General features: G+C 68.4%; 19 protein-coding genes and 2 pseudogenes. 10 read left to right on the plus strand and 11 right to left on the minus strand.

Features of this window, described 5'->3' with window-relative positions; all coding sequences use genetic code 11:
• Positions 1-28 precede the first annotated feature (28 nt).
• The 5 genes from IZR01_RS01225 to IZR01_RS01245 are packed head-to-tail and all read right to left on the minus strand — an operon-like array spanning position 29 to position 6003.
• Entirely contained in the window at positions 29-445 is a 417-nt protein-coding gene (locus IZR01_RS01225; RefSeq protein ID WP_194891423.1) for a hypothetical protein, read from the minus strand.
• Positions 426-2048: a hypothetical protein gene (locus IZR01_RS01230; RefSeq protein WP_194922544.1), complete on the minus strand. Its 1623-nt coding sequence runs from the start codon at positions 2046-2048 to the stop codon at positions 426-428. Before IZR01_RS01230 ends, IZR01_RS01225 begins: the two co-directional genes overlap by 20 nt.
• Complete coding sequence (locus tag IZR01_RS01235) at positions 2045-3589, minus strand: hypothetical protein (protein ID WP_194891425.1); 1545 nt, start codon at positions 3587-3589, stop codon at positions 2045-2047. The genes IZR01_RS01230 and IZR01_RS01235 overlap by 4 nt, the downstream gene beginning before the upstream one ends.
• Positions 3570-5537 carry an Hsp70 family protein gene (locus IZR01_RS01240; RefSeq protein WP_194922545.1) on the minus strand — a complete coding sequence of 656 codons (1968 nt, stop codon included), beginning with the start codon at positions 5535-5537 and terminating at the stop codon, positions 3570-3572. Before IZR01_RS01240 ends, IZR01_RS01235 begins: the two co-directional genes overlap by 20 nt.
• A 19-nt stretch (positions 5538-5556) precedes the next feature.
• Positions 5557-6003 (minus strand): hypothetical protein, encoded by a 447-nt coding sequence (locus tag IZR01_RS01245; RefSeq protein ID WP_194922546.1) that lies wholly within the window; start codon positions 6001-6003, stop codon positions 5557-5559.
• A gap of 487 nt (positions 6004-6490) precedes the next feature.
• On the opposite strand from IZR01_RS01245, the gene IZR01_RS49860 reads away from it, so the two are divergent.
• Complete coding sequence (locus tag IZR01_RS49860; RefSeq protein WP_228553783.1) at positions 6491-6643, plus strand: hypothetical protein; 153 nt, start codon at positions 6491-6493, stop codon at positions 6641-6643.
• A gap of 18 nt (positions 6644-6661) precedes the next feature.
• Positions 6662-6886: pseudogene (locus IZR01_RS54015) on the plus strand (integrase core domain-containing protein); the annotation flags it as partial.
• Between the two features lie 16 nt (positions 6887-6902).
• Here the strand turns inward: IZR01_RS54015 and IZR01_RS49865 are convergent.
• Positions 6903-7059, minus strand: a pseudogene (locus tag IZR01_RS49865) (transposase); the annotation flags it as partial.
• Between the two features lie 367 nt (positions 7060-7426).
• On the opposite strand from IZR01_RS49865, the gene IZR01_RS01255 reads away from it, so the two are divergent.
• Complete coding sequence (locus IZR01_RS01255) at positions 7427-8386, plus strand: tyrosine-type recombinase/integrase (RefSeq protein ID WP_194922547.1); 960 nt, start codon at positions 7427-7429, stop codon at positions 8384-8386.
• Positions 8329-8697 (plus strand): site-specific integrase, encoded by a 369-nt coding sequence (locus IZR01_RS54020; protein WP_369125463.1) that lies wholly within the window; start codon positions 8329-8331, stop codon positions 8695-8697. Before IZR01_RS01255 ends, IZR01_RS54020 begins: the two co-directional genes overlap by 58 nt.
• Before the next feature lie 780 nt (positions 8698-9477).
• Here the strand turns inward: IZR01_RS54020 and IZR01_RS52045 are convergent.
• The 5 genes from IZR01_RS52045 to IZR01_RS01280 all read right to left on the minus strand — a co-directional run bounded on the left by IZR01_RS52045 (position 9478) and on the right by IZR01_RS01280 (position 13596).
• Positions 9478-9603 (minus strand): hypothetical protein, encoded by a 126-nt coding sequence (locus IZR01_RS52045; RefSeq protein WP_267254735.1) that lies wholly within the window; start codon positions 9601-9603, stop codon positions 9478-9480.
• 657 nt (positions 9604-10260) lie between these two features.
• On the minus strand, positions 10261-11007 hold the full coding sequence (locus IZR01_RS01265; protein WP_194922549.1) for a hypothetical protein: 747 nt from the start codon (positions 11005-11007) through the stop codon (positions 10261-10263).
• A 121-nt stretch (positions 11008-11128) separates the two neighbouring features.
• Positions 11129-12352, minus strand: coding sequence for a beta-ketoacyl-[acyl-carrier-protein] synthase family protein (locus IZR01_RS01270; RefSeq protein WP_194922550.1), 1224 nt, complete (start codon positions 12350-12352; stop codon positions 11129-11131).
• Positions 12349-12618, minus strand: coding sequence for an acyl carrier protein (locus IZR01_RS01275; RefSeq protein WP_194891432.1), 270 nt, complete (start codon positions 12616-12618; stop codon positions 12349-12351). The genes IZR01_RS01270 and IZR01_RS01275 overlap by 4 nt, the downstream gene beginning before the upstream one ends.
• Positions 12619-12792: 174 nt before the next feature.
• Positions 12793-13596, minus strand: coding sequence for a Tn3 family transposase (locus IZR01_RS01280; RefSeq protein WP_194922551.1), 804 nt, complete (start codon positions 13594-13596; stop codon positions 12793-12795).
• A gap of 479 nt (positions 13597-14075) precedes the next feature.
• Between IZR01_RS01280 and IZR01_RS01285 the strand changes: the two genes are divergently transcribed.
• From IZR01_RS01285 to IZR01_RS01310, 6 genes are all read left to right on the plus strand, one after another.
• Positions 14076-14399: a hypothetical protein gene (locus IZR01_RS01285; RefSeq protein WP_194922552.1), complete on the plus strand. Its 324-nt coding sequence runs from the start codon at positions 14076-14078 to the stop codon at positions 14397-14399.
• Positions 14400-14423: 24 nt separating this feature from the next.
• Positions 14424-14723 (plus strand): hypothetical protein, encoded by a 300-nt coding sequence (locus IZR01_RS01290; protein ID WP_194922553.1) that lies wholly within the window; start codon positions 14424-14426, stop codon positions 14721-14723.
• 148 nt (positions 14724-14871) lie between these two features.
• A complete protein-coding gene (locus tag IZR01_RS01295) occupies positions 14872-15126 on the plus strand; it encodes a hypothetical protein (protein WP_194922554.1) in 255 nt (84 codons plus the stop codon).
• 199 nt (positions 15127-15325) lie between these two features.
• Positions 15326-15907 carry a DnaE2-dependent mutagenesis accessory factor ImuA' gene (imuA', locus tag IZR01_RS01300; RefSeq protein ID WP_194922555.1) on the plus strand — a complete coding sequence of 194 codons (582 nt, stop codon included), beginning with the start codon at positions 15326-15328 and terminating at the stop codon, positions 15905-15907.
• A gap of 209 nt (positions 15908-16116) precedes the next feature.
• Positions 16117-16875 (plus strand): AraC family transcriptional regulator, encoded by a 759-nt coding sequence (locus IZR01_RS01305; protein ID WP_194922556.1) that lies wholly within the window; start codon positions 16117-16119, stop codon positions 16873-16875.
• 312 nt (positions 16876-17187) lie between these two features.
• Positions 17188-18654, plus strand: a complete 1467-nt coding sequence (locus IZR01_RS01310; protein ID WP_194922557.1) for an MFS transporter — start codon at positions 17188-17190, stop codon at positions 18652-18654.
• Positions 18655-18691: the final 37 nt, after the last annotated feature.

The following is an 18691-nucleotide window of genomic DNA, read 5'->3' on the forward strand; positions in this document are numbered from 1 at the left end:
GGTACGGGCAGCCGCGGACGGCGGCGGATCAGCCGAGCAGCGCACCGGGGTCCGGAACGCTGCCGAGCGCGTGCTCGGCCACCTGCCGGCACAGCAGGTACTCGGACTCCTGGCTCACGCGCAGCATCAGCAGCAGCACCTTGCCGATCGAGGCCTCCTCGAACAGCCGGTCATCGTCGGAACCCGCGTGGTGCTCGACCTTCGGCAGCGTGGCCAGCACGGCCGGGAGGTCGACCGTCGGCATCCGGCCGGACAGCAGGTCGGCGAAGTCGACCTGGGGCAGGCGGCGGGCCAGCCAGTGGCCGACCCGGATCAGCAGCCGGGCCAGAGCGGCCAGTCTCTCGGCCAGCCGGGCCGTGCGCGACGGCACGGGCGTCGGCGCGACGGGCCGCGGGGTGGCCGGCAGCGGGGTGGCCGGCTGCGGGTCAGACGTGTTCTGGGACATCGCTCTCCTCGGGCAATAGAGTCTGCGCGGTGATGATGATGAGCTTCAGCTCCGCCTGTTGCATCACGCCGGCCCCATCGGCGGCCACGTTCGCGGCCTTGTCGAGTTCGGCGAGCAGGTCGCGCAGCACACCGCGGGCCGGAGCATCGTCCGGCATGTCCCGCACCCGCGGGTAGACGATCAGCTCGATCCGGCGGCGTAGCACTTCGGCCCGATGTCGCTGGTCCTCCGCCGCGGACGGCTGCAACGGCTGCGCGCCGTCGGACTCCACCGGCGTGCCGAAGCGGGCGAACCTCTCCTTCAACGCCCGCAGCTTGGCCAGGTCCTGCTCAGACCGGCCGGAATCGTCGAGGAATTCGCTGATCAGGGCGAGGTAGCGGGACATCGCATCGCCCTCGCCGCCGAGTTCCCGTTCGCGGCGAACGAGTTCGAGCACTTCCGGGGGCCACACGTTCTTGGCCGCGGCATCGTCGCGTTCGAGCACGTCCAGAGCCCGGTCGCGCTCCGGCTGGCTCAGCGCGAAGTAGTAGCGGATCAGCCCTTCGACGAGGTTCGGCGCGCCGAGTTTGGGATCGGCCTCGCGTCCGGCCTGCGCGCGCCGTTCCAGCTCGGCGAAGTCCACAGGCGACGGCGCACCGGACAGTGGCTCTCGGCCCAGCCATTCGCGCAGCAACGCCACCAAGCGGAGCACGGCGATGCCGGAGCTCAGGTCGACTGCCGATTCGTCCGCGGCAGCGGCGTCTTCTGCCGTCTCGTCGCTGTCCGGATCGTCCTTCTGCGCTCCGTCCGCTGCGGAACCGTCCCCGGCCGGCTGTGCCGGGACCTGCTCGGCCAGCTCGCCGAGCCGGTCGCCCAGTTCGCGCGGATCACCGTTGCCCCAGGCGCAGACCGCCAGGCCGAGCTCAGCTTCCAGCGTCGGCAGCCCCTGCCGCGCGGCGCGGTCACGGGCGTCGGTGAAGTGGTCACGGGCGTCGCCCAGCTGCCCGTCGAAGACGTCCCGAATACCGCGCGCCAGCTGCAGGTCACCCAACTGCTGCGGGACCAGCTCGGTCAGTTCACCGAGTTTGCGGACCTGATCGAAGTGCCGCACGGCGCCGTCGGCTTCCCGGCGCCGCCAGTGGTCGACGGCCAGCCGGAAGTGGGAGATGGCGGCGATGCGGCGGCTATCCGGATGGAGTTCCAGCAGATCGGTGTTGTCCGCACAGAGTTCGACGACTCGTTCGTGGTTCTCCATCCGCGCCTGGAGCCACAGCTCGAGGACCGCGGTGTCCCCAGTGCGGCCCTCGGCATCGAGGTGCTCTTCGAGCATCGCCGCGGCAGCGGCGTAGCGGTCCGGTTCGTACGCGCCCTGTTTCGCCCGCACGCAGATCCTGGCCAGCCGGATGTGGGAAAGCGCCTGGCCCCGCGGTCCGGCGTTGACTGCCTCGACCAGCTGCCGCTCGGCCTTGTCGAGTTCTTCTCCGGTGTCGCCGGCGAGCAGAGCCAGTGCCTGTTCATATGGCCCGCCCCAGCGGCGCGGCACCTCGACGAGGAAGTAGCCGACAGCCGCCGCGGCCCCGAGAAACAGCAGCAGGAGCGGGACCACCGCCAAAATGATCGTCACGAGCCGTACCTCCGGTTACGCGCGGCCAGCAGCCTCGGGTCAAGCTGGGCCAGCCGCAAGCCATATCGGTGGATCCGCGACGGAGGCATCGTCTGGTTCTGCCTGACCCAGCTCAAGCCGGCCCGGGTCTGGTCCCGCATCTGTTCGGCGGTGTCCAGCAGGTTGTCCGCCTGCGGCGAGTCAGGCCGGCGCCGCAACGCGAGCAGCAGGAAGGATTCGACGTAGTCGAGCATCAGGTCGAACTGCCACCACATCAGCTTGTCGCCCTCGTGCAGCCATCGGTGGACGAAGGTGTTGGCCTCCTCCAGGTGGCCCTGGCCGATCAGGCAGCGCGCCATAGCGTGGGCTCTCTCGCGCTGCTGCTCCGGCGGGAGACTGTCGAACGCCGCGCGGGCGGTCGTTTCGAGCCGCGCGGCGAATGCCGGCTTGAACAGCGCGACCAGCAGATCCATGCCCTCTGGGAACAGCCCACTGATGATCGAGAGCTGTTCCACGGCCGCCTCGGACCGTTTCGGCGCGGTCTGAACCGCGCGTTCGAGCAACGACAGCGCGGCGAACGGCTCGCGCAGATCCCGGCGAGCAATCTCCGCGGCCAGCAGCAGTAGCTGGTAGCTGGGCCGGTCAACGAGAGCCGCGTGCGCCAGCGCGACGGCGTGGCGCGGCTCGCCCGCGTCCCGAACAGAGCGCACCGCCGCCATCGGATCCATCGCCTGCCAGGCCGTGTCCAGGGCCGCGGCCAGCGCCGCCGGGTCGACGCCGCCGGCCACCGCCTCGGGCACCCGGCCGGTGAGCACCCGCAGGCGTTCGCGCACCGCCTGGACCTGGTCCACCCGCCGCATCCACGAGGGCAGCCGGCCGTCCCGGTGCTGATCAGCGAAGGCGGACGCGCACGCGGCGCGGTGCATCAGGGCTGTGGCCGTACCGGCCGGCAGCGTCTCGAAACAGCTTCGGGCCGCCACCGCGAGCGCATAAAGGCCCGGTGTGCGGACGTCGGCGACGCCGCGTGCCGCTTCGGGCGTCAGGTAGGCCACACGTTCGGGCTCTGCGAAGACCTCCCGCAGCGATGGCGGGCCCCAGCCCGGCAGCGGAAGCAGCAGCGGCCGGCGCCCGTCGAGCACCACCTCGCCGGGCAGCACGGTCAGGCCGGGGTCGATCGCCTCGCACCAGCCGGGCAGCGCGCGCAGCACGTCGGCCACTCGCGACACCCGCTCGGCCACCGGGTCCTCGGCGATGACCTCGGCGAGGCTGCGCGCGGCGGCGCTCTCGTAGGACACGACCTGGAACCACTGCCCGGCCAGCTCCTGCTGGTCCTCCTGCTGGTCGTCTGACAGCACGGGCACCAGGTCGGGTTGGCGCGGCCGGCTCTGCCACGCCGACAGTCCGTCCCGCTGTTCGGCGTTGAGCTCCGAGGCCGGGATCAGCCGGTACCAGCGGCGGCGCGCAGGGGCCCGGTACAGCAGGCCCCACCAGCCGACGCCGACGTATTCGGCGTCCAGCTGTTCGGCGATGCGCTGTTTGCGCTCATCGAGGACCGGAGTCATCTGCGTCCTCGAGTCGGTCGGCGAGCTGGTTCAGGCTGGCGGTGTCCGCGCCGGCGGCCACGGCCGTCAGGAAGTCGGCCAGGGCCTGGCCGAGGACGGCGGTGGCGCGGCCGTCCTGCACCGAGCGCAACACTCGTTGCACTGTGCGAAGGAACTCCACCGGGACGGTGGACAGGTCTGGCTCGGGCACGGAGACCGGTGCGGACGACGACGCGGCCGACGAGGCCGGTGCCGAGTCCGGATCCGGGGTCCAGGCCACCGGCGCGGGAATGGCGAACTCCGGCGGGGCGGCGGCCGGTGCCGGAGCGGCCGGCGAAGGCCCCTCGGCGAACAGCTTCAGCAGCCCCAGGTGGCTCTGCTCCAGCTCGTCGACCTCGCCGATGGTCGTGCTCTGGTCGAAGGTCGCCTCGTACTCCTGGCCGGCGTTGACGTGACGCACCTGGACCCCGAGCAACCCGTTGACGTCGAGCATGAAGGTGATGTCGAAAGTGTGGTGGTTCGCGGGCTGGGGATCGATGTCATCGAGATGGATGTCGCCGATCAGCATGTCTTCGTAGACATACTCGCTCTCGCCTTGGTAGATGGGGACTTTGATTTTCCCTGCTTTAGGGCCGTTCGTGTAGGACTTCGTCCTCCGAGCTGGGATCTTCGTGCCGCGCTCGATCAGCGGGTCGAAGATCCCGCCCTCGACGCCGACGCCGAGGGTGTGTTCGGTGATCAGCGTGATGGCGTAGTCCTGGTCCTCCCCGGAGGGCTCGGCGTTCGCCGAGGTCTTGATGTCGAAGGCCTCCGACGGCGCGAACCGGTGCGCCTGGATGGCGGCGCCGCGCGCGACCAGGGTGTCGGGGTTGGCGTCGGCACGCACGAACCCCGCGTCCTGCTCGAAGTAGTCCAGCAGCATCTGCCTGATCCTCGGGATCCGGGTCGAACCGCCGACCAGCAGCACCGCGTTGATGTCCGAGCGGTTCACGCCCTTCTTCTTCTGAGCGTCTTGCAGAGCCTCGCCGACCTGGTGCAGCGAGCGGTCCAGGAGCAGCTTGATCTCGTCCTCGAAGGTCGCGCGGTCCAGTTCCAGCACCGGCAGGTCGTCGCCGAGGTCGATGCTGGTCGTGGCCCGCAGGGACAGCTCGCGCTTGGCGGCCTCCGCCGCGGCCTTGACCCGCAGCCGGTCGAAGCCGGCCGGCAGGTCGCCGCCGAGCTTGCGCACGATCCAGGAGACGATCTTGTCGTCGAAGTCGCCGCCGCCCAGCCGCTGGTCCCCGGCAGTCGCGATGACCTCGATCTCGGCGTCCCGGGTCTCGATGATCGACACGTCGAAGGTGCCCCCGCCGAGGTCGAAGACCAGATAGACCTGCTTCTCGGGGTCGGCCCGGTCCACACCGTAGGCGATGGCGGCGGCCGTGGGCTCCGGGATGAGCTGCCGCGGGTAGAGGCCGGCCAGCAGCGCCGCCTCCTCGGTCGCCCGCTTCTGCCCTTCCTTGAAGTACGCCGGCACCGTCACCACGGCGTCGTGGATCTCCCCGCCCAGTGTCTGCTCGGCGATCCGCTTGATCTTCATCAGCACCAGGGCACTGATCTCCTGGGGGCGCAGCCACGAGCCGCCGAGACGGGCCTTGACCGGATCCTTCTTCTGAAAGATGCCGACCGCGCCGTACTTCTCCAGCAGCTCTTCGGTGAACAGCACCCCCATCTCCCGCTTGATCTCCACGATGGTGTCGACCGACGGACCGCCCGGGCCGGCGATGGCGTCCTTGGCATCGTGGCCGATCATGAGCACGCCGGCGGCAGCGTCCAGTCGCACCACGGAGGGCATGGCGGCGGCGGCAGAGCCCACCCGCTCGGGGTCGGCGAGGATCTTCGAGCTGTAGTCGTCCTTGTCGTAAGCGGCGACGGCAGAATAGGTGGTGCCGAGGTCGATGCCGACCACTCTGTGCAGTTCTGTCTCCATGACGCGGTCCTTAGCAGGGTCACTCAACGACAGCGTCGTCGAGAATCCGGTGGTGGGCGAAATCGCCACGGAAATCCGTGCGATCCAGGTCGGTGGGTCGGAACACGCTCTCGCCGGCGGCGGACAGGAACGCCTCGATCTCCCGGCGCAGCACGGCCAGTCCGGCCTCCCGCTCGTCGAACAGCGCAGACCAGGTCGGCTCCAGCCGCAGCAACGCGAGCGGCGGATGGCACGCGTCGTAGTCGGCGCGGGCCTGGGCGTTCTCCAACTTCACCGCGTGGGCGGCGGCGATCTCCTTGTCCCCGGCGCCCCTCGCGCGCATCCTCACATCACGCCGCGCGGCCGCGGCTCTGATCTCCTCGGCCGTCGCGGCCGGCGGCACGCCCAACTCGGCGTACTCGGTGGATCTGGGTACGACGAGCGGCAGCGCGAACAGCGCGGCACTCGTCCGGCGGTCTTGGTGCATGGCGTTTTCCCTTCCACCCCGTGTATTGACGGACGGAACGTCGGCAGCGTCGGTAGGGCTGCGGCTAGGTCAGGCCCTGTGCACTGTGCGGTCAGATGACGGTGACGGGGCAGCCGATGTGATGCCGGCGCAGCCCACGATGTCTCCGGTGTCCTCGCGCCGCACGTCAGCAGCGCAGCAAGCCGGCCAGATCGGCGGCACCGCCCATGAGCACCGACGTCACCATCATCTTGACCGGCCATCGCCTCATGCTTCCTGCGCAGTTCAGGCTCACCCTCAGCCACCGACTGACGGACCGCGGCACCCATGCACGACGAGTCTTGATTTACCACGACACCTTCCCGGCGTCGGCACCAGCGTATGAGGGTCCTGTCAGGACCGGTCCTCACTGCGGCCGGACCGCTTGTGCTACCAAAGGACGCAGCGATGCCGCCCCGGAGACACCCGACATCGGACCGGGTCACCCAGCAGGCCCGGAACCTTGCTGATGGATCTGGATGACGCCTGGGCGAGGGTGAAGTACCTGGTCCGCGACCGGGACGCATCGTTCGGCGCGGCGTTCGACGCGATGTTCACCGCCGCCGGGATCCAGGCAATCCGCACCGGCGTTCGGGCACCCCGACAGAACGCGATCATGTAACGCTGGTTCCGCGGCCTACGCGCGGAACTCACCGACCGGACCCTGGTCTGGAACCTGGAGCACCTGATCCGGCTGTCACCCGAATACGTGAGTCACTACAACGGTCACCGCCCACACCGATCCCTCGGTCAGGCCGCACCGATGCGTCCGTTGCCGGACAAGGTGATCGACCTCGAGGAGTTCCGAGTCCGCCGGCGTGATCACGCCGGCGGACTGCTCCACGAACACCAGCAGGTCGCATAGGTTATCGGCCCCCTCAGGTCGGGTCCAGGCTCATGATGGCCATGTCGGCGCACTTGAGCGCGGTCTGCTCGTTCGGGAGGTGGCCGCGGGCCTTGACTGTCCGGCAAATGCGGGCACTGGCGGGCTCGACGGCCGTTGGTGGAGCAGATGATGGTGCGGATCTCGGCGTCGAAGAATGACCCCTAGGGGCTCCGACAAGGCGCTCGCCAGCCCTCGTCGGGGGTTGGAGCAGTTCGGATCTCAGGGCCACTGCGCTATGGATGGCCAGCGCTGGCCATTTCCACGCCGGGTGGGCATTGGTTCTGGACGGTTGGATCCTGATGGTGGTGGTGCGTGCCCAATCAAGCAGGCTGCCACCAAGGTCGATCGAGAGAAGGTGGTTCCGGTGGCCGGACCTGGTTCCGGTTCGGTGTATTGGCGGTGTGGGCGTGGTCAGCGGTTGGACGGCACCTGTCCAGGTCGCGGCGATGAGGGTCACGGCTCGTGGTATTTCGCGGTGAGTGTTCCGCCGATCGGCAGCGTCATGGGAGGGCGCCGGTCTTGCGCCGTGGTGGTCATCCCAATCAGGCGGCCGAGTCTGCGTTGGGCCTGGTTCGGGATGGGGCGGATCCGGAGGCCGGCGCAACACTCGAAGAATGGCTACGCGTGTGCGCGGCTGGCAGTGCCCGTCTGGCGACATCGACGAGGGCGTCGTACACCGAGCACATCGACGTCTACATCAACCCGGTCCTGGGACACATCCCACTGACGGAGCTCACGATCAAGGACCTCAACAACTTCTTCACAGCTCTGGCCCGGCGTCGCACCAGGCGCAACGGATCGACACTGTCGGCGGGCACGGTCACTCGTGTCCACACCACACTGCGGGCCGGCTTGAACGCGGCGCTACGCCGGGGTCTGATCGCCTGGAACCCTGCGCGGGAGGCTGAGCCGCCGCGGCGGCATCGCCCACGAGCGGTGGTGTGGACCGAGGACCTGATTGCGCACTGGAGAGCCACGGGCGAACGTCCACCGGTGGCGGTATGGACAGCCACGCAGACTGCTTCGTTTCTGGCGGCCATCGCCGAGGACCGGATGTATGCGGCCTTCCACCTGATCGCGGTGCGCGGCCTGCGCCGTGGCGAGGCTGCCGGTTTGCGTTGGTGTGATCTGGACCTGGACCGAGGCCTGTGTTTCATTACGCATCAGGTGCAGCGGCGTGATGGGGAGATTGTGCAGGGGCCGCCGAAGACGCCGACAAGTGTGCGGGCGGTGGTACTGGATCGGACCACGGCGAAGGTGCTGAAGGCCCACCGCCGGAAGCAAGAAGCCGAATGCCGGGCCCGCGATGTGGTGCCGTCCGGGTTCGTGTTCACCAGGGTCGATGGTCAGCCGCTGGCGCCGGAGTATCTCTACCGGCGCTTCGTGGCGCTATTGCCGAGCACGGGTTGCCGCCGATCCGGTTGCACGACCTACGCCATGGCGCAGCGTCGCTGGCGCTGCAGGCCAGAGTGGACCTGAAGGTGGTCTCCGACCAGCTCGACCACTCCTCGATCGTACTCACTGCCGACACGTATGTGAGTGTGCTGCCGGCGTCGGCGATGCAGGCTGCGGAGGCGACAGCGCGGCTGGTGGCCCAGGCCGGGCAGACTGCACCGGGCTCGAAGCACGTGACGCGGAGGAGGCCGAGTCCGCCGGATCCATCCGGTCGCAGTAGGCGCCGGCGTCGCGGTTCCCGACGGCCGACGCCGAGCGGCCCGTCCACGCCGTTGAAGACTGCGGCCCGGTCAAAGATCGGCACGGTGGCGGCGGGAAAGGAGGTGGCCGCTTGAGACAGCCTGTGGGGACAACCGGAAAGCGGCACGTTCGGGGCACCCTACAGGCATGCCAGCAGCCGCCTGACCTGGTGATTCACGTGTAAAGCCGCCGAAAATGCAGAAGAAATCACAGTCACTTGGGGCTGATGAGGTGTGTGGGGCTGGTGGTGCGGACCCATCCGATGCCCGGGCGTCGCACATAGCGATTGTCATTCAGGAGTTTGACGGCTGCACGCCTGGTCAGAGGGCACCCCCGGCGGGGCTCCACGCAGATCGGTCGATGCCAAACAGGCCACTGACCTGCGGTCTTTCGCGATCGCGATGCAGTGGGTGTTGCCGTAACAGAGCCGCGCGCCAACTAGCGTTACCACCAGCCAGCAAACGACTACGAATGATCCCGCAAAGTATCCCCGGTGGGCCACTTGTGGTACGCATCGTCGCAAGGACTGGCTCGCCGCCCCGAACACGTGGGGGGGTCATATCCCTGAGGGGTCTAGTACCATAACCCCGCCAAACCCCTGGGCATTCTGTGACGATCTGCACCTGGCATAATCCGCGCTGTGATGCTCCTGGTAGGAGCTTCGTGGGCCTAGGTTGGCCGGTCACGGTTCGGATGTTTAGAGCATCTCGCTTCCGCGTCTCGGCGTCAAGCGGTACCGGACTATTGGCGTTCGGATGCAGCGGGCGACTGACGGGGGATCGAAAAGGAAACCGCCTATCGCTGTGGATAGCGTACTCCACAGAGTTGTCTTATGCATTCTCGATGTACTATTCGCTTCTATCAGCGAGGGCCGGTCACTCGTGGAAGGTGGTCGGATCCTTCAGCCATCCGAGCGCGTGGAGGTCTCGGGCCAGCCATTCGTAGGCGAGGTTCGTCGAGGGCCGCGTGCTGCCAAGCGGGGTGATCCCGTCTTCGAGCATGGGGATGTGGTAGGCGGTTCGTGATGCCGGACGCGGCCCTTGGGCGTGTGCCAGTACGGCCTGAGTCCGGGCCCGTTCTCGGTCCTCAGCTCGACGGGTGTCGATGCGCGGGGATCGAGGGCCGGGTCTGGAATCCAAGCAAAGTTCAGGCGCGGAGGGTATTCGCCGGGGGCCTCGGAGTACGTGATCGTGCCTTCGACGCGCGCCGGCAGGAGGCTGTAGAGCCCGAGGGCCGGCCCGAACGCGGGGAGGTTGGTCTCCACCAGGTCGCGGTAGCCCGCCACCGCTTTGGCGAAGATCTCAGCGGTCATCGAGACGGCGGTGTCCGGTGAGTATCCCTGCCAGCGCATCCGCGGCGTCCCGACCAAGTCGGACGGCGGCCAGGGGCGCAGGAGTGCCTCACCTTCCAGATGTGCCAGCTGCTCGTTCAGCCAGATGATGTCAGCCGAGCTGACAGTGTGGCCGATGTGCTGCCAGGTGGCGTACACCGAGGTGTTGACCGTCTCCATCATCGCGGCGACGGCCTGCCGGAGATCGCCGAGAGGGATGACGTCTCCGCGTTACGCGCCTGCCCGTGAGGGGTGATCGACCGAGGCGGCGTAGGGGCCTGAGACTTTCGGCCTCGGCGCGCTCCGCCGCCCGCCGAGGGATCGGCGTTCAGCTGCCCTGGGCGAGGAAATCGCCGATGACGGCGTCGAGTTCGGCGCGCCGGGCCAGGATGTCGGCGGAGCCGGTCCCGATGTGCAGAGTGGAGTTCGGGAAGAACGCTGTGATCTCCTCAGCGACGTCGAGGGGGTGAACAGCGTCGCCGGGCTGGCCGATGACTAGTACCCGGGTGGGCGGTCGGACTGCCGTGGTGAGATCAATGGTGCCCGTCGGCGTCGCGGATGACAGCCACGGCAGGATGGCGCGGGTGGCGGGCTCGAGGTAGCGGTGCGCGCAGGCGATGGCCCAGGCCCGCGCTGCCGTCGTGGAGCGGCCGGGTTCGGCCATCGTGCTCAGCAAGATTGCCTCGATTGCCGCCGTGTCGCCGACGTGGGCCGCAGCGGCGATCGCGGCCAGGGCGTCGGCCGCGTCGGTCCGAGCGCGGCTGAATGCGAACGGGGCGATCAGTACCGCGCTGTCGAACTGGTCAGGGACGTCCAATAGCGCACGGGCCAGGGCACTGGCGCCCCGACACATTGCCACACCATGGCGGGCCCGGCCTACGGCAGCGGTGGCCTGGACGATCCGGCTCAGGGACGCGAACGGGTCGCCGGGGTCGGGCTCGGCGGCGTCGAGGTTGGCGAACAGGACCGGAACGGACACGTCTTTCAGGTAGCCCAGGCGTTCGGCCGTGCCGCCCAGGGGAGGCACCCAGACGACGGATTGGACGGCGGTCGCCGGGCGAGACCGGTCAATCATGACTTCGGCGCAGGATGTGACTGCAGCTGGCATGCACAGATCGCTTTCGATTGCGGATGAGGATGGAGATGTTCCTGCAGCGCGTTTGGCACGCTGACGCAGATGGGCGGGGCGCCGGCCGCTACACGGCCTGAAAGACCAGTGCGGCGTTCTGGCCACCGAACCCGAATGAATTGCTCAGGGCCGCGCCGTGCCGGACCGGCCTCGGCGTCTTGGCGACCACGTCGAGGTCGATCTTCGGGTCGAGGCTGTCCAAGTTGGCGGTCGGGGGGATCACCTGGTGCTGCAGCGACAGCACGACGCAGACCGCTTCGATCGCGCCGGCGGCACCGATGGCATGGCCGATGACGCTCTTGGTGGCGGTGACCGGCGGCGACGCCGCGAACAGGCTCTGCAGCGCGGCAGCCTCGGCGAGATCGCCGGCGATGGTCGAGGTTCCGTGCGCGTTGACGTGCCCGATGTCGGCCGGCGCCAGATCGGCGTCTCTCAGGGCCGCGACCATCGCCTGCTGAGCTCCGCGCCCCTGCGGGTGCGGTGCGACGAAATGATGGGCGTCACAGGACGCCCCGTAGCCGGTGAACATCGCACGGATCGGAGCCCGGCGAGCCTGTGCGTGGTCCAGCCGCTCCAAGACCAGCAGTGCCGCACCTTCGGCCAGGACGAATCCGTCCCGGTCGGCGTCGAACGGCCGTGAGGCCCCGGCGGGGTCCCAGGATCGGCCGGACACTGCGCGGGTCTGGGTCAGGGCGTTGGCGGTGAACGGCGCGAGAACGGACTCCGCGCCGCCCGCGATGACGATGTCGCAGGTCCCGGCCTGAACCAAAGCTCTGGCCACCCCCAAGGCGGTCGCACCCGACGCGCAGGCGCTGCTGGTGGCGAAGTTCGGGCCCTGCAGCCCGAGATCCATTGCCACCTCGCCGGCGGCCATGCTGGGCACGCTGCGCGGAGTCGTCAGCGCGGAAATCTTCGCGGCGTCGCCGGCGGCCAGTTGCGCGAACGGCTTCTCGTACTGGTACATGCTGTTAGACCCGGCTCCGATGACGACACCGATACGGGCCGGATCCCAACTCTGCCGGTCCAGAGCGGCATCTGCCACCGCTTCCCGGGCCGCGACCAGTGCCATCTGCGCAAACGGGTCCAGGCGCCACGCCAACCGGGCTCCCAGCAGCGCGGAAGCGTCGAACCCGGGCACCCTACACGCGAACTCGCACGGCAGACCCGCAAGCCGTGGGTCTGCGGCCGCCACCGAACGCCCCGCCAGCATGCCCTGCCAGGACGCCTCCACCCCGATCCCCGCGGGGCACACGACGCCGAGCCCGGTCACCGCGACGTCGCGGCCGCTCATGCCGACGTCCCCAGCGCCGCCTGGCAGTGGACCGCGCGGGCTTCTTCCAGCCACACGGCGACCTGGGCCAGGCTCGCCTGCCCGGTCACCTTGCCGTAGAGATCGTTGGGGAAACCGCACTCATCGTCGATGAGCACGCTCATCTCGACCAGTGCCATGGAGTCTAGCTTCATCGACTCCAGCGTCCGATCAGCTCTCACGAGGTCGGCCGGCACCCCCATGTGCCCGGTGAGCACCCGAGCCAAGAATTCGTAGACATCAGGCACTTGCTACTCCTCCTACTCTCGGGAGACCCCGAGAATCGCCGATGAGATCAGTACACCTCCACTGCATCTAAACAGGGCATAGAATGGCAAATAGGCGCGCAATCGGATAGCCCAGACGGCCCATGGCGCGCAGCGTCCACCGACCGTTCACCTGTGCGCAGTACGCCCGTCGGCTCAGGCGCGGGACGTTGCGAACAGCACCCGAGGCTCCAGGTCCAGCCTCGTCGCCAGGGCGTCGGCCGGCGGGGCGAGGTCCACGATCCAGTCGCCGAACCGGCGTATGGTGCGGGTGATGTACGGGCTGATCGTGGCCAGGTCGTCCAGGTCCACCGGGTGTCCCTCGGCGGCGAGGCCGTTCGCGGCATCGGTGATGTCCAAGGCGGTGGAATATATGGCGCAGTTCGACATCAGCTCGTTGAACTTCACCACCCGCTCCTGGTAGTCGGGGTCGTTATGGCTGATCAGCTGGCCGCCGATCATCAGGTGGGCGGCGAACTTGTGGAAGTTCTCGGTCCGGTTGGTGACCATCGTGATCTGATCGCGCAGCGTCGGCTCGGACAGGTACCGCAGCAGCGTGATGGTGCGGATCACCCGGCCAAGCTCGCGCAGCGCCTTGTAGATCCGGTTGCGCCGGGAATGGTTCCCCAGCCGGCGCAGCAGCGTCACCGAGGACAGCCGGCCCTCCCGGATGGAGATCCCGGTGCGCAGCAGATCGGTCCAGTGCTTCTCCAGCAGGCCCCGATCGATCACGTTGTCGGCGAACAGCGCGTCGATGTGCTGGTACCGGGTCCTGGCGTCGGGCCGGTAGAAGTTCAGGTCGTGCCAGTTGCTGATCCTCGGAAGAAGATCGAAGCCCAGGAGCGCGGCGCACCCGAAAACCGGCAGCGACGCCCCCTGGGTGTCGGCGTGGATCGTCTCGGGCTTCACGTCGGAGATGTTGGACAGCAGCGAGTCCAGCAGGTACACCGCCTCCCACACCCCGCACGGGATGAAGTGGGAGATCGGTCGGCCTCAGGTTGCCGCCGTAGGCGAAGGCCGTGACCACGTACCGGCCCAGGCTGTCGCGGATCTTCGGGTCCGACCCCGAGGCCGGGCCCAGATGCCGGGGCCACCCCGTGAGGTGGGCGGTGCGGGCCAGGATGTCCAGCAGGTGCCGCTCCGGCAGCCGGTCCAGGATCGCCGCCTCCAACACCAGGGCCGAGGGCCGCCGCTCGGCGCCCTTACGCCGGGCCAGCACCGGTTTGCCGTCCTCCAGGCGCAGGTCGGTGTTGGCCGGGTACCCCTTGTCGACATCGGCCGCGGTCTTCGTCAACAGCGCCCGGTAGTGAGCTATCAGGGCCTTCGGATCGGCGGGCAGGCCCGCCTGCTCGCAGAACTTCCCGACGTGAGGCTCGCACTCCTCCCAGGTCATCACCTGGGTGTGCAGGTTGGCGTAGGAGTCCGAGCCGACCACCGCGATGTCGCCGCTGCGCAGCTCGGCGGCCGGATGGGAGAACACGCACACCTCCAGGTGGCGCCGAGCCAGCATCCCGGGCCGGCGCCGGTCACGCAGTGTGCGCTTCCACAAGGGCCCGGCGAACGCGTCGATGTCGACGGTCAGCACGACCTGCCTGCCGTCCCGCTCGACCAGGATGCTCTCCTCGATCCACTCCGCGATGCGTCCGGCGTCCCGGACCGCCCGCACGAACTCCAGCGCGTCTAGCACTGCCCGCTCCGCCGAGGTCGCCTCCAGCTCGATCACGTCCACCAGCGTGAACAGCGTCGGCCGGTGCGACTTGTAGTACTGCTCGCACAGCGGCAGGTAGTTGTTTCCGTGGTGCGCGGCCACCGCCTCGTGCGCCGCGGACAGCCGGCCCACGCCCCCGCCGCCAGCCAGCGACGGAGCCAACAACCAGATCGGGAACATCGACTGGCTCGCCGGTGACACCGACCTTCTCGACGCCCTCGACGGCTTCACCGGCTCCTGGGCGAACGCCGCCACGATCATGAACACCTACTCCGCGCAGCTATCGAGCATGGCCCGCAGCAGCGCCGCCCAGTTCCAGCAGACCGACAGCAACCTGGCCAAGCAAACCCCGCACGGAAGAAGGCCGATCACCTACTAGGAACAGCCCAATCCGGCCCAGAACAATCACTGCGCCAGCCCGGCACCTGGAGTTGCTTACCGTGGCAGGGAGTCACAGTCGTCACCCGAACCGGTGAAGAAGCAGCCCCTCCATTGCTGTAGCAAATTTGTTCGAATAGATTCGATCGGTGACCACCGAACTCCTCCAACCGATCGCTGACGCCATCGCCCACGAGATCGCCCGGCTTGAAGCCGAGCACAAGCCGCCTCTCGGCGTCACCATCACCATCGACCGACAGACCGGCACAGTCACGGCCTGCGGCGAAGGCCTCCAAAAATGGGGCCCGCAGCAGAGCTTCAGTGCAACGCTCGACCAGGCCGGGCTTCGCCACGAAATCCGCCCGCAGTCAGCCAGGATCATCGTGTATCCGTCCACCACCTGATCTGCCACGATGGCCGCCCCGCTGCCAGATCCGGACCGCGCCGCGGCGCTTGCCGGTCTTCGCCGCCAGCTCATAGAAACCGGCACCGCCCCGGAAGCCCGGCACCGTGGACCCGCCGACCGCGGCGACATCCCGCTGCACCGGCTCCTGCGCCCACTTGTTCCGGGCGGCAGCCTCGCCCCGCGGCACCATCGTTTCCATGCCGCCCCGGACTGGGGACACAGCCGCAGGCGACGGCGCCATTTCCTACGCAGCACACGCACTTCTCGCCGGGGCCACAGCAGGTGGCGCGTGGGCCGGCGTCGTCGGCTATCCGAACTTTTCGATCGCCGCCGTATCTCAGCTCGGCGCCGACTTGTCGAAGGTGCTGATGCTCGACGAGCCCGGTGAGCGGTGGCCCAATGCGGTCGCGGTGCTAGCCGGTGCCGTCGACCTTGTGCTGCTGCACGCGCCGCGCCGGCCGAACGCCACCCAGCTGCGGCGCCTGGCGAACCGTGTCCGGCCAACCGATCGACAACGCGGCTGCGTGCTGGTCGCCACCAGCCCATGGGAGGCAGCCCACCTCGCCCTTAGCGTCCGATCTCCGCGGTGGGAGGGACTTGGTGATGGCAGCGGCAACCTCACCCGGCGCCGGGTCACCATCAGGGCCACCGGGCGGGCCACCCACGGTCAGCGGCGCGAGATTGACCTGTGGCTTCCCGCAGCCGACGGAGCGATGCGCGAGTATGTGCCGCAGGAGCAGCAGCCTGAAGGTGAGAGACCGCGACTTCGGATCGCGTAGGCGCCGTGCCCGTCTTTGACCATTTCGCTACATCCATCGGCCTGCCTGGCCTACTGAACTTCCATCAGATGGCGACCTGGCTCCGCCGGTCGGCGGCTCCATTGCCGTCCTCGAAGCCCGGTCGCTGATCCCCGGCGGCATCCTGGACGGACCTGGTTCGGTGTCGTCATCGTTTTCCGGCGTTGCGGAGCGCGCCTATCCTGACGTTGATGAACGAGATCAGTCTCCGACCAAGCGGCGCGACGGATACGGTGGAGCACAGGGGCGGAAGCGTCATTGCAGCTCACGTCCACGGCGATGATCAGATTGTCTATGTGAGTTCGGGCCTTCTCGCAGTCACGACCAGCGCCGGTGTGTGGTCGGCGACGCCGGATCGCGCGGTGCTCACGCCTGCCGGCATGTGGCATCAGCATCGGGTGTTCGGCAACAGCCGGGTACACGCTCTTGAGCTGACCGGTTCACCTCATTTCGAGCTCGATTCCGACGCTCCGATCGTCTTCGCAGTGAACGGGCTCCTGCGCGCGCTGTTGATCGATCTCACAGACGGGCGGATTCCTGAGGTGCTGGCAGGTGAGGCGAGGGCATTGCTGGTAGGGCTCGTCGGTTTCGCCCCTCCAGCCGGCATCCGTCTGCCGAATCCGCACGATGAGCGTTTGGTGCGGGCCTGTGCGTTGGTCGAGGCGGATCTCGGAGAGAACATTCCGCTGTCGAGGCTCGCGGCGGCGGTGCATGTGAGCGAGCGTTCCCTGAGCAGGTTGTTCCGTACCGAGTTCGGGGCGACGTATCCGCAGTGGCGAAACCTGGTGCGGGTCTTTCATGCGTCCATCGCGCTTTTGGAGGATGAGTCGTCGGTCACGGAGGTCGCTGTTCGTTTCGGCTGGGCCACCCCGAGCGCCTTCATCACGACCTTCACCCGGCTCATCGGGCAGACCCCGGCCGCGTACCAACGCGGGCACAACGCGCACTAGGCACCCGGCAGAGACACGCGCCGCCCGTCCGTAGGTGGCGCCCTCCCCCAAGCCTTATCTAAGCGATTGCATCAACTGTCGTCCCGGGCCTCCTCGACTGATCAGGGGCGCGGGGTGTGCCTGATTGCACCTTCGCTGACGGCTTGACCAGCATGGGGCTGTTTTTCGACAGAACCGGACAGTTTTTCAGAAGCCGCCAGGCCGGTGTGCGGTCACGATGGACTGTGACCGAACTGCCCGAGGGCGAATCGCCTGTCGGAGAACGAATCGATAGACGTGGCCGCCCCCGCCCCGTCGCCCCAGGAGAGCCCCATGAACAACGACACCGCCGCCCCGCCTGACGACAACGTGGCCGCCGCGATGCCCGCATCGCCGAGCGACACCGGCACGTCGCCGGTCCTGCGGCTCGGCCTCGCGCTGGCGCTGGTGGTCACCGCGCAATTCGTGCTGCAACTGGACTTCAGCATCGTCAACATCGCGCTGCCCACCATCAAGGCCCAGATGCACGTCTCCTCGGCGGACCTGCAATGGATCGTCACCGGGTACGCACTCACCTTCGGCTCCCTGTTGCTGTTCGGCGGCCGGGTCGGCGACCGCGTCGGCCATCGCCGGGTGATGCTGGCCGGCCTTGTCGTCTTCGGTGTCGCCTCGCTGGTCGCCGGGCTCGCCCCGACGTCGCTGGCCCTGATCGTGTCCCGGTTCGCCCAGGGCGCGTCTGCGGCGTTCGTCGCACCGCAGGCACTGGCCCTGATCACCGATCTGTTCGCCGAGGGCCCGGCCCGTACCAGGGCGCTGGGGATCTTCCAAGGGGCGACCGCCGCTGGGGCCAGTGCGGGGATCGTGCTGGGCGGCATCTGCACCGAGTTCATCGGCTGGCGGGCGGTGTTCCTGGTCAACCCGCCCATCATCGTGCTGTTGGTCCTTGCTATCCGGCGCGTGATCCCCGCCCGGACCCGGCACACCGGCGCCCGGCTGGACTTCGCCGGCGCGCTCCTGGCCACGGCGTCGATCGCCGCCCTGATCTTCGGACTCAGCCAGGGCCAGCAGCGTGGGTTCTCCGACCCGGCCGCTTTGGCCGCGCTGGGGCTGGCTGTGTTGCTGGGGGTGGCGTTTGTCGTGGTCCAGAGGCGTAGCGCGGCTCCCATGGTGCCGCTGCCGGTGCTTGCCGATCCGGCGCGCCGGGCGGCGCTTGTCGCGATGCTGTTGTTCGGGGCGGTCCTTGTCGCCTACATCTACTTCACCTCTCTCTACATGCAAGAGGTTCTGCGGTTCAGCCCGCTGCGGGCTGGGCTGGCGTTCGTTCCCGCCACGGGCACCGTGATGCTCACTGCGACCCAGATCACGCGCCGGGTCCTGCCCCGCTTCGGCGTGCGTAAGGTGCTGCTGACGGGTCTGATCGTCGGCGGGCTCGGGCAGGTGTGGCTGCACACGATCAGCAACACCGGCTCCTACCAGGTGAACATCCTGGGCGGGATCATGATCACCTCCTTCGGGATGGGGCTGGCTTTCCCCACCGCCTCAGTCGCCGTCACCTCCGGTGTCGGACCCAGTGAACGCGGACTGGCCGGCGGCTTGTTCGTCACCGCGCAGCAAGTCGGCCAGGCCATCGGTCTTGCCGCGCTCGCCACCATCGCCGCCGCCCAGACCAACGCCCACGGCGGCTCGCTGGTCACCGGCTACAGGGCGTCCTTCGCCGTGGCGATCGGGATCTGCGTCGCGGCCGTTCTCATCGTCGCCATCCAGATGAGGACCCGCACCACACGTAAGACAAACCCTTGACACAGGCTCCCGCCGCACCACCACCGTTTGCACCGCC

Origin of the sequence: Catenulispora pinisilvae, assembly GCF_015356865.1 — a bacterium.
GTDB classification, from domain to species: domain Bacteria; phylum Actinomycetota; class Actinomycetes; order Streptomycetales; family Catenulisporaceae; genus Catenulispora; species Catenulispora pinisilvae.

Coding starts and splice junctions, on each gene's coding strand:
- IZR01_RS49860 (WP_228553783.1), top strand. CDS start 6,491: ATGGATCTGGATGACGCCTGGGCGAGGGTGAAGTACCTGGTCCGCGAC.
- IZR01_RS52045 (WP_267254735.1), bottom strand. CDS start 9,603: ATGCTCGAAGACGGGATCACCCCGCTTGGCAGCACGCGGCCCTCGACG.
- imuA' (WP_194922555.1), top strand. CDS start 15,326: ATGCCGCCCCGGACTGGGGACACAGCCGCAGGCGACGGCGCCATTTCC.
- IZR01_RS01265 (WP_194922549.1), bottom strand. CDS start 11,007: ATGATTGACCGGTCTCGCCCGGCGACCGCCGTCCAATCCGTCGTCTGG.
- IZR01_RS01240 (WP_194922545.1), bottom strand. CDS start 5,537: ATGGAGACAGAACTGCACAGAGTGGTCGGCATCGACCTCGGCACCACC.
- IZR01_RS01235 (WP_194891425.1), bottom strand. CDS start 3,589: ATGACTCCGGTCCTCGATGAGCGCAAACAGCGCATCGCCGAACAGCTG.
- IZR01_RS01310 (WP_194922557.1), top strand. CDS start 17,188: ATGAACAACGACACCGCCGCCCCGCCTGACGACAACGTGGCCGCCGCG.
- IZR01_RS01245 (WP_194922546.1), bottom strand. CDS start 6,003: ATGCACCAAGACCGCCGGACGAGTGCCGCGCTGTTCGCGCTGCCGCTC.
- IZR01_RS01305 (WP_194922556.1), top strand. CDS start 16,117: ATGAACGAGATCAGTCTCCGACCAAGCGGCGCGACGGATACGGTGGAG.
- IZR01_RS01285 (WP_194922552.1), top strand. CDS start 14,076: ATGTCGCCGCTGCGCAGCTCGGCGGCCGGATGGGAGAACACGCACACC.
- IZR01_RS01225 (WP_194891423.1), bottom strand. CDS start 445: ATGTCCCAGAACACGTCTGACCCGCAGCCGGCCACCCCGCTGCCGGCC.
- IZR01_RS01270 (WP_194922550.1), bottom strand. CDS start 12,352: ATGAGCGGCCGCGACGTCGCGGTGACCGGGCTCGGCGTCGTGTGCCCC.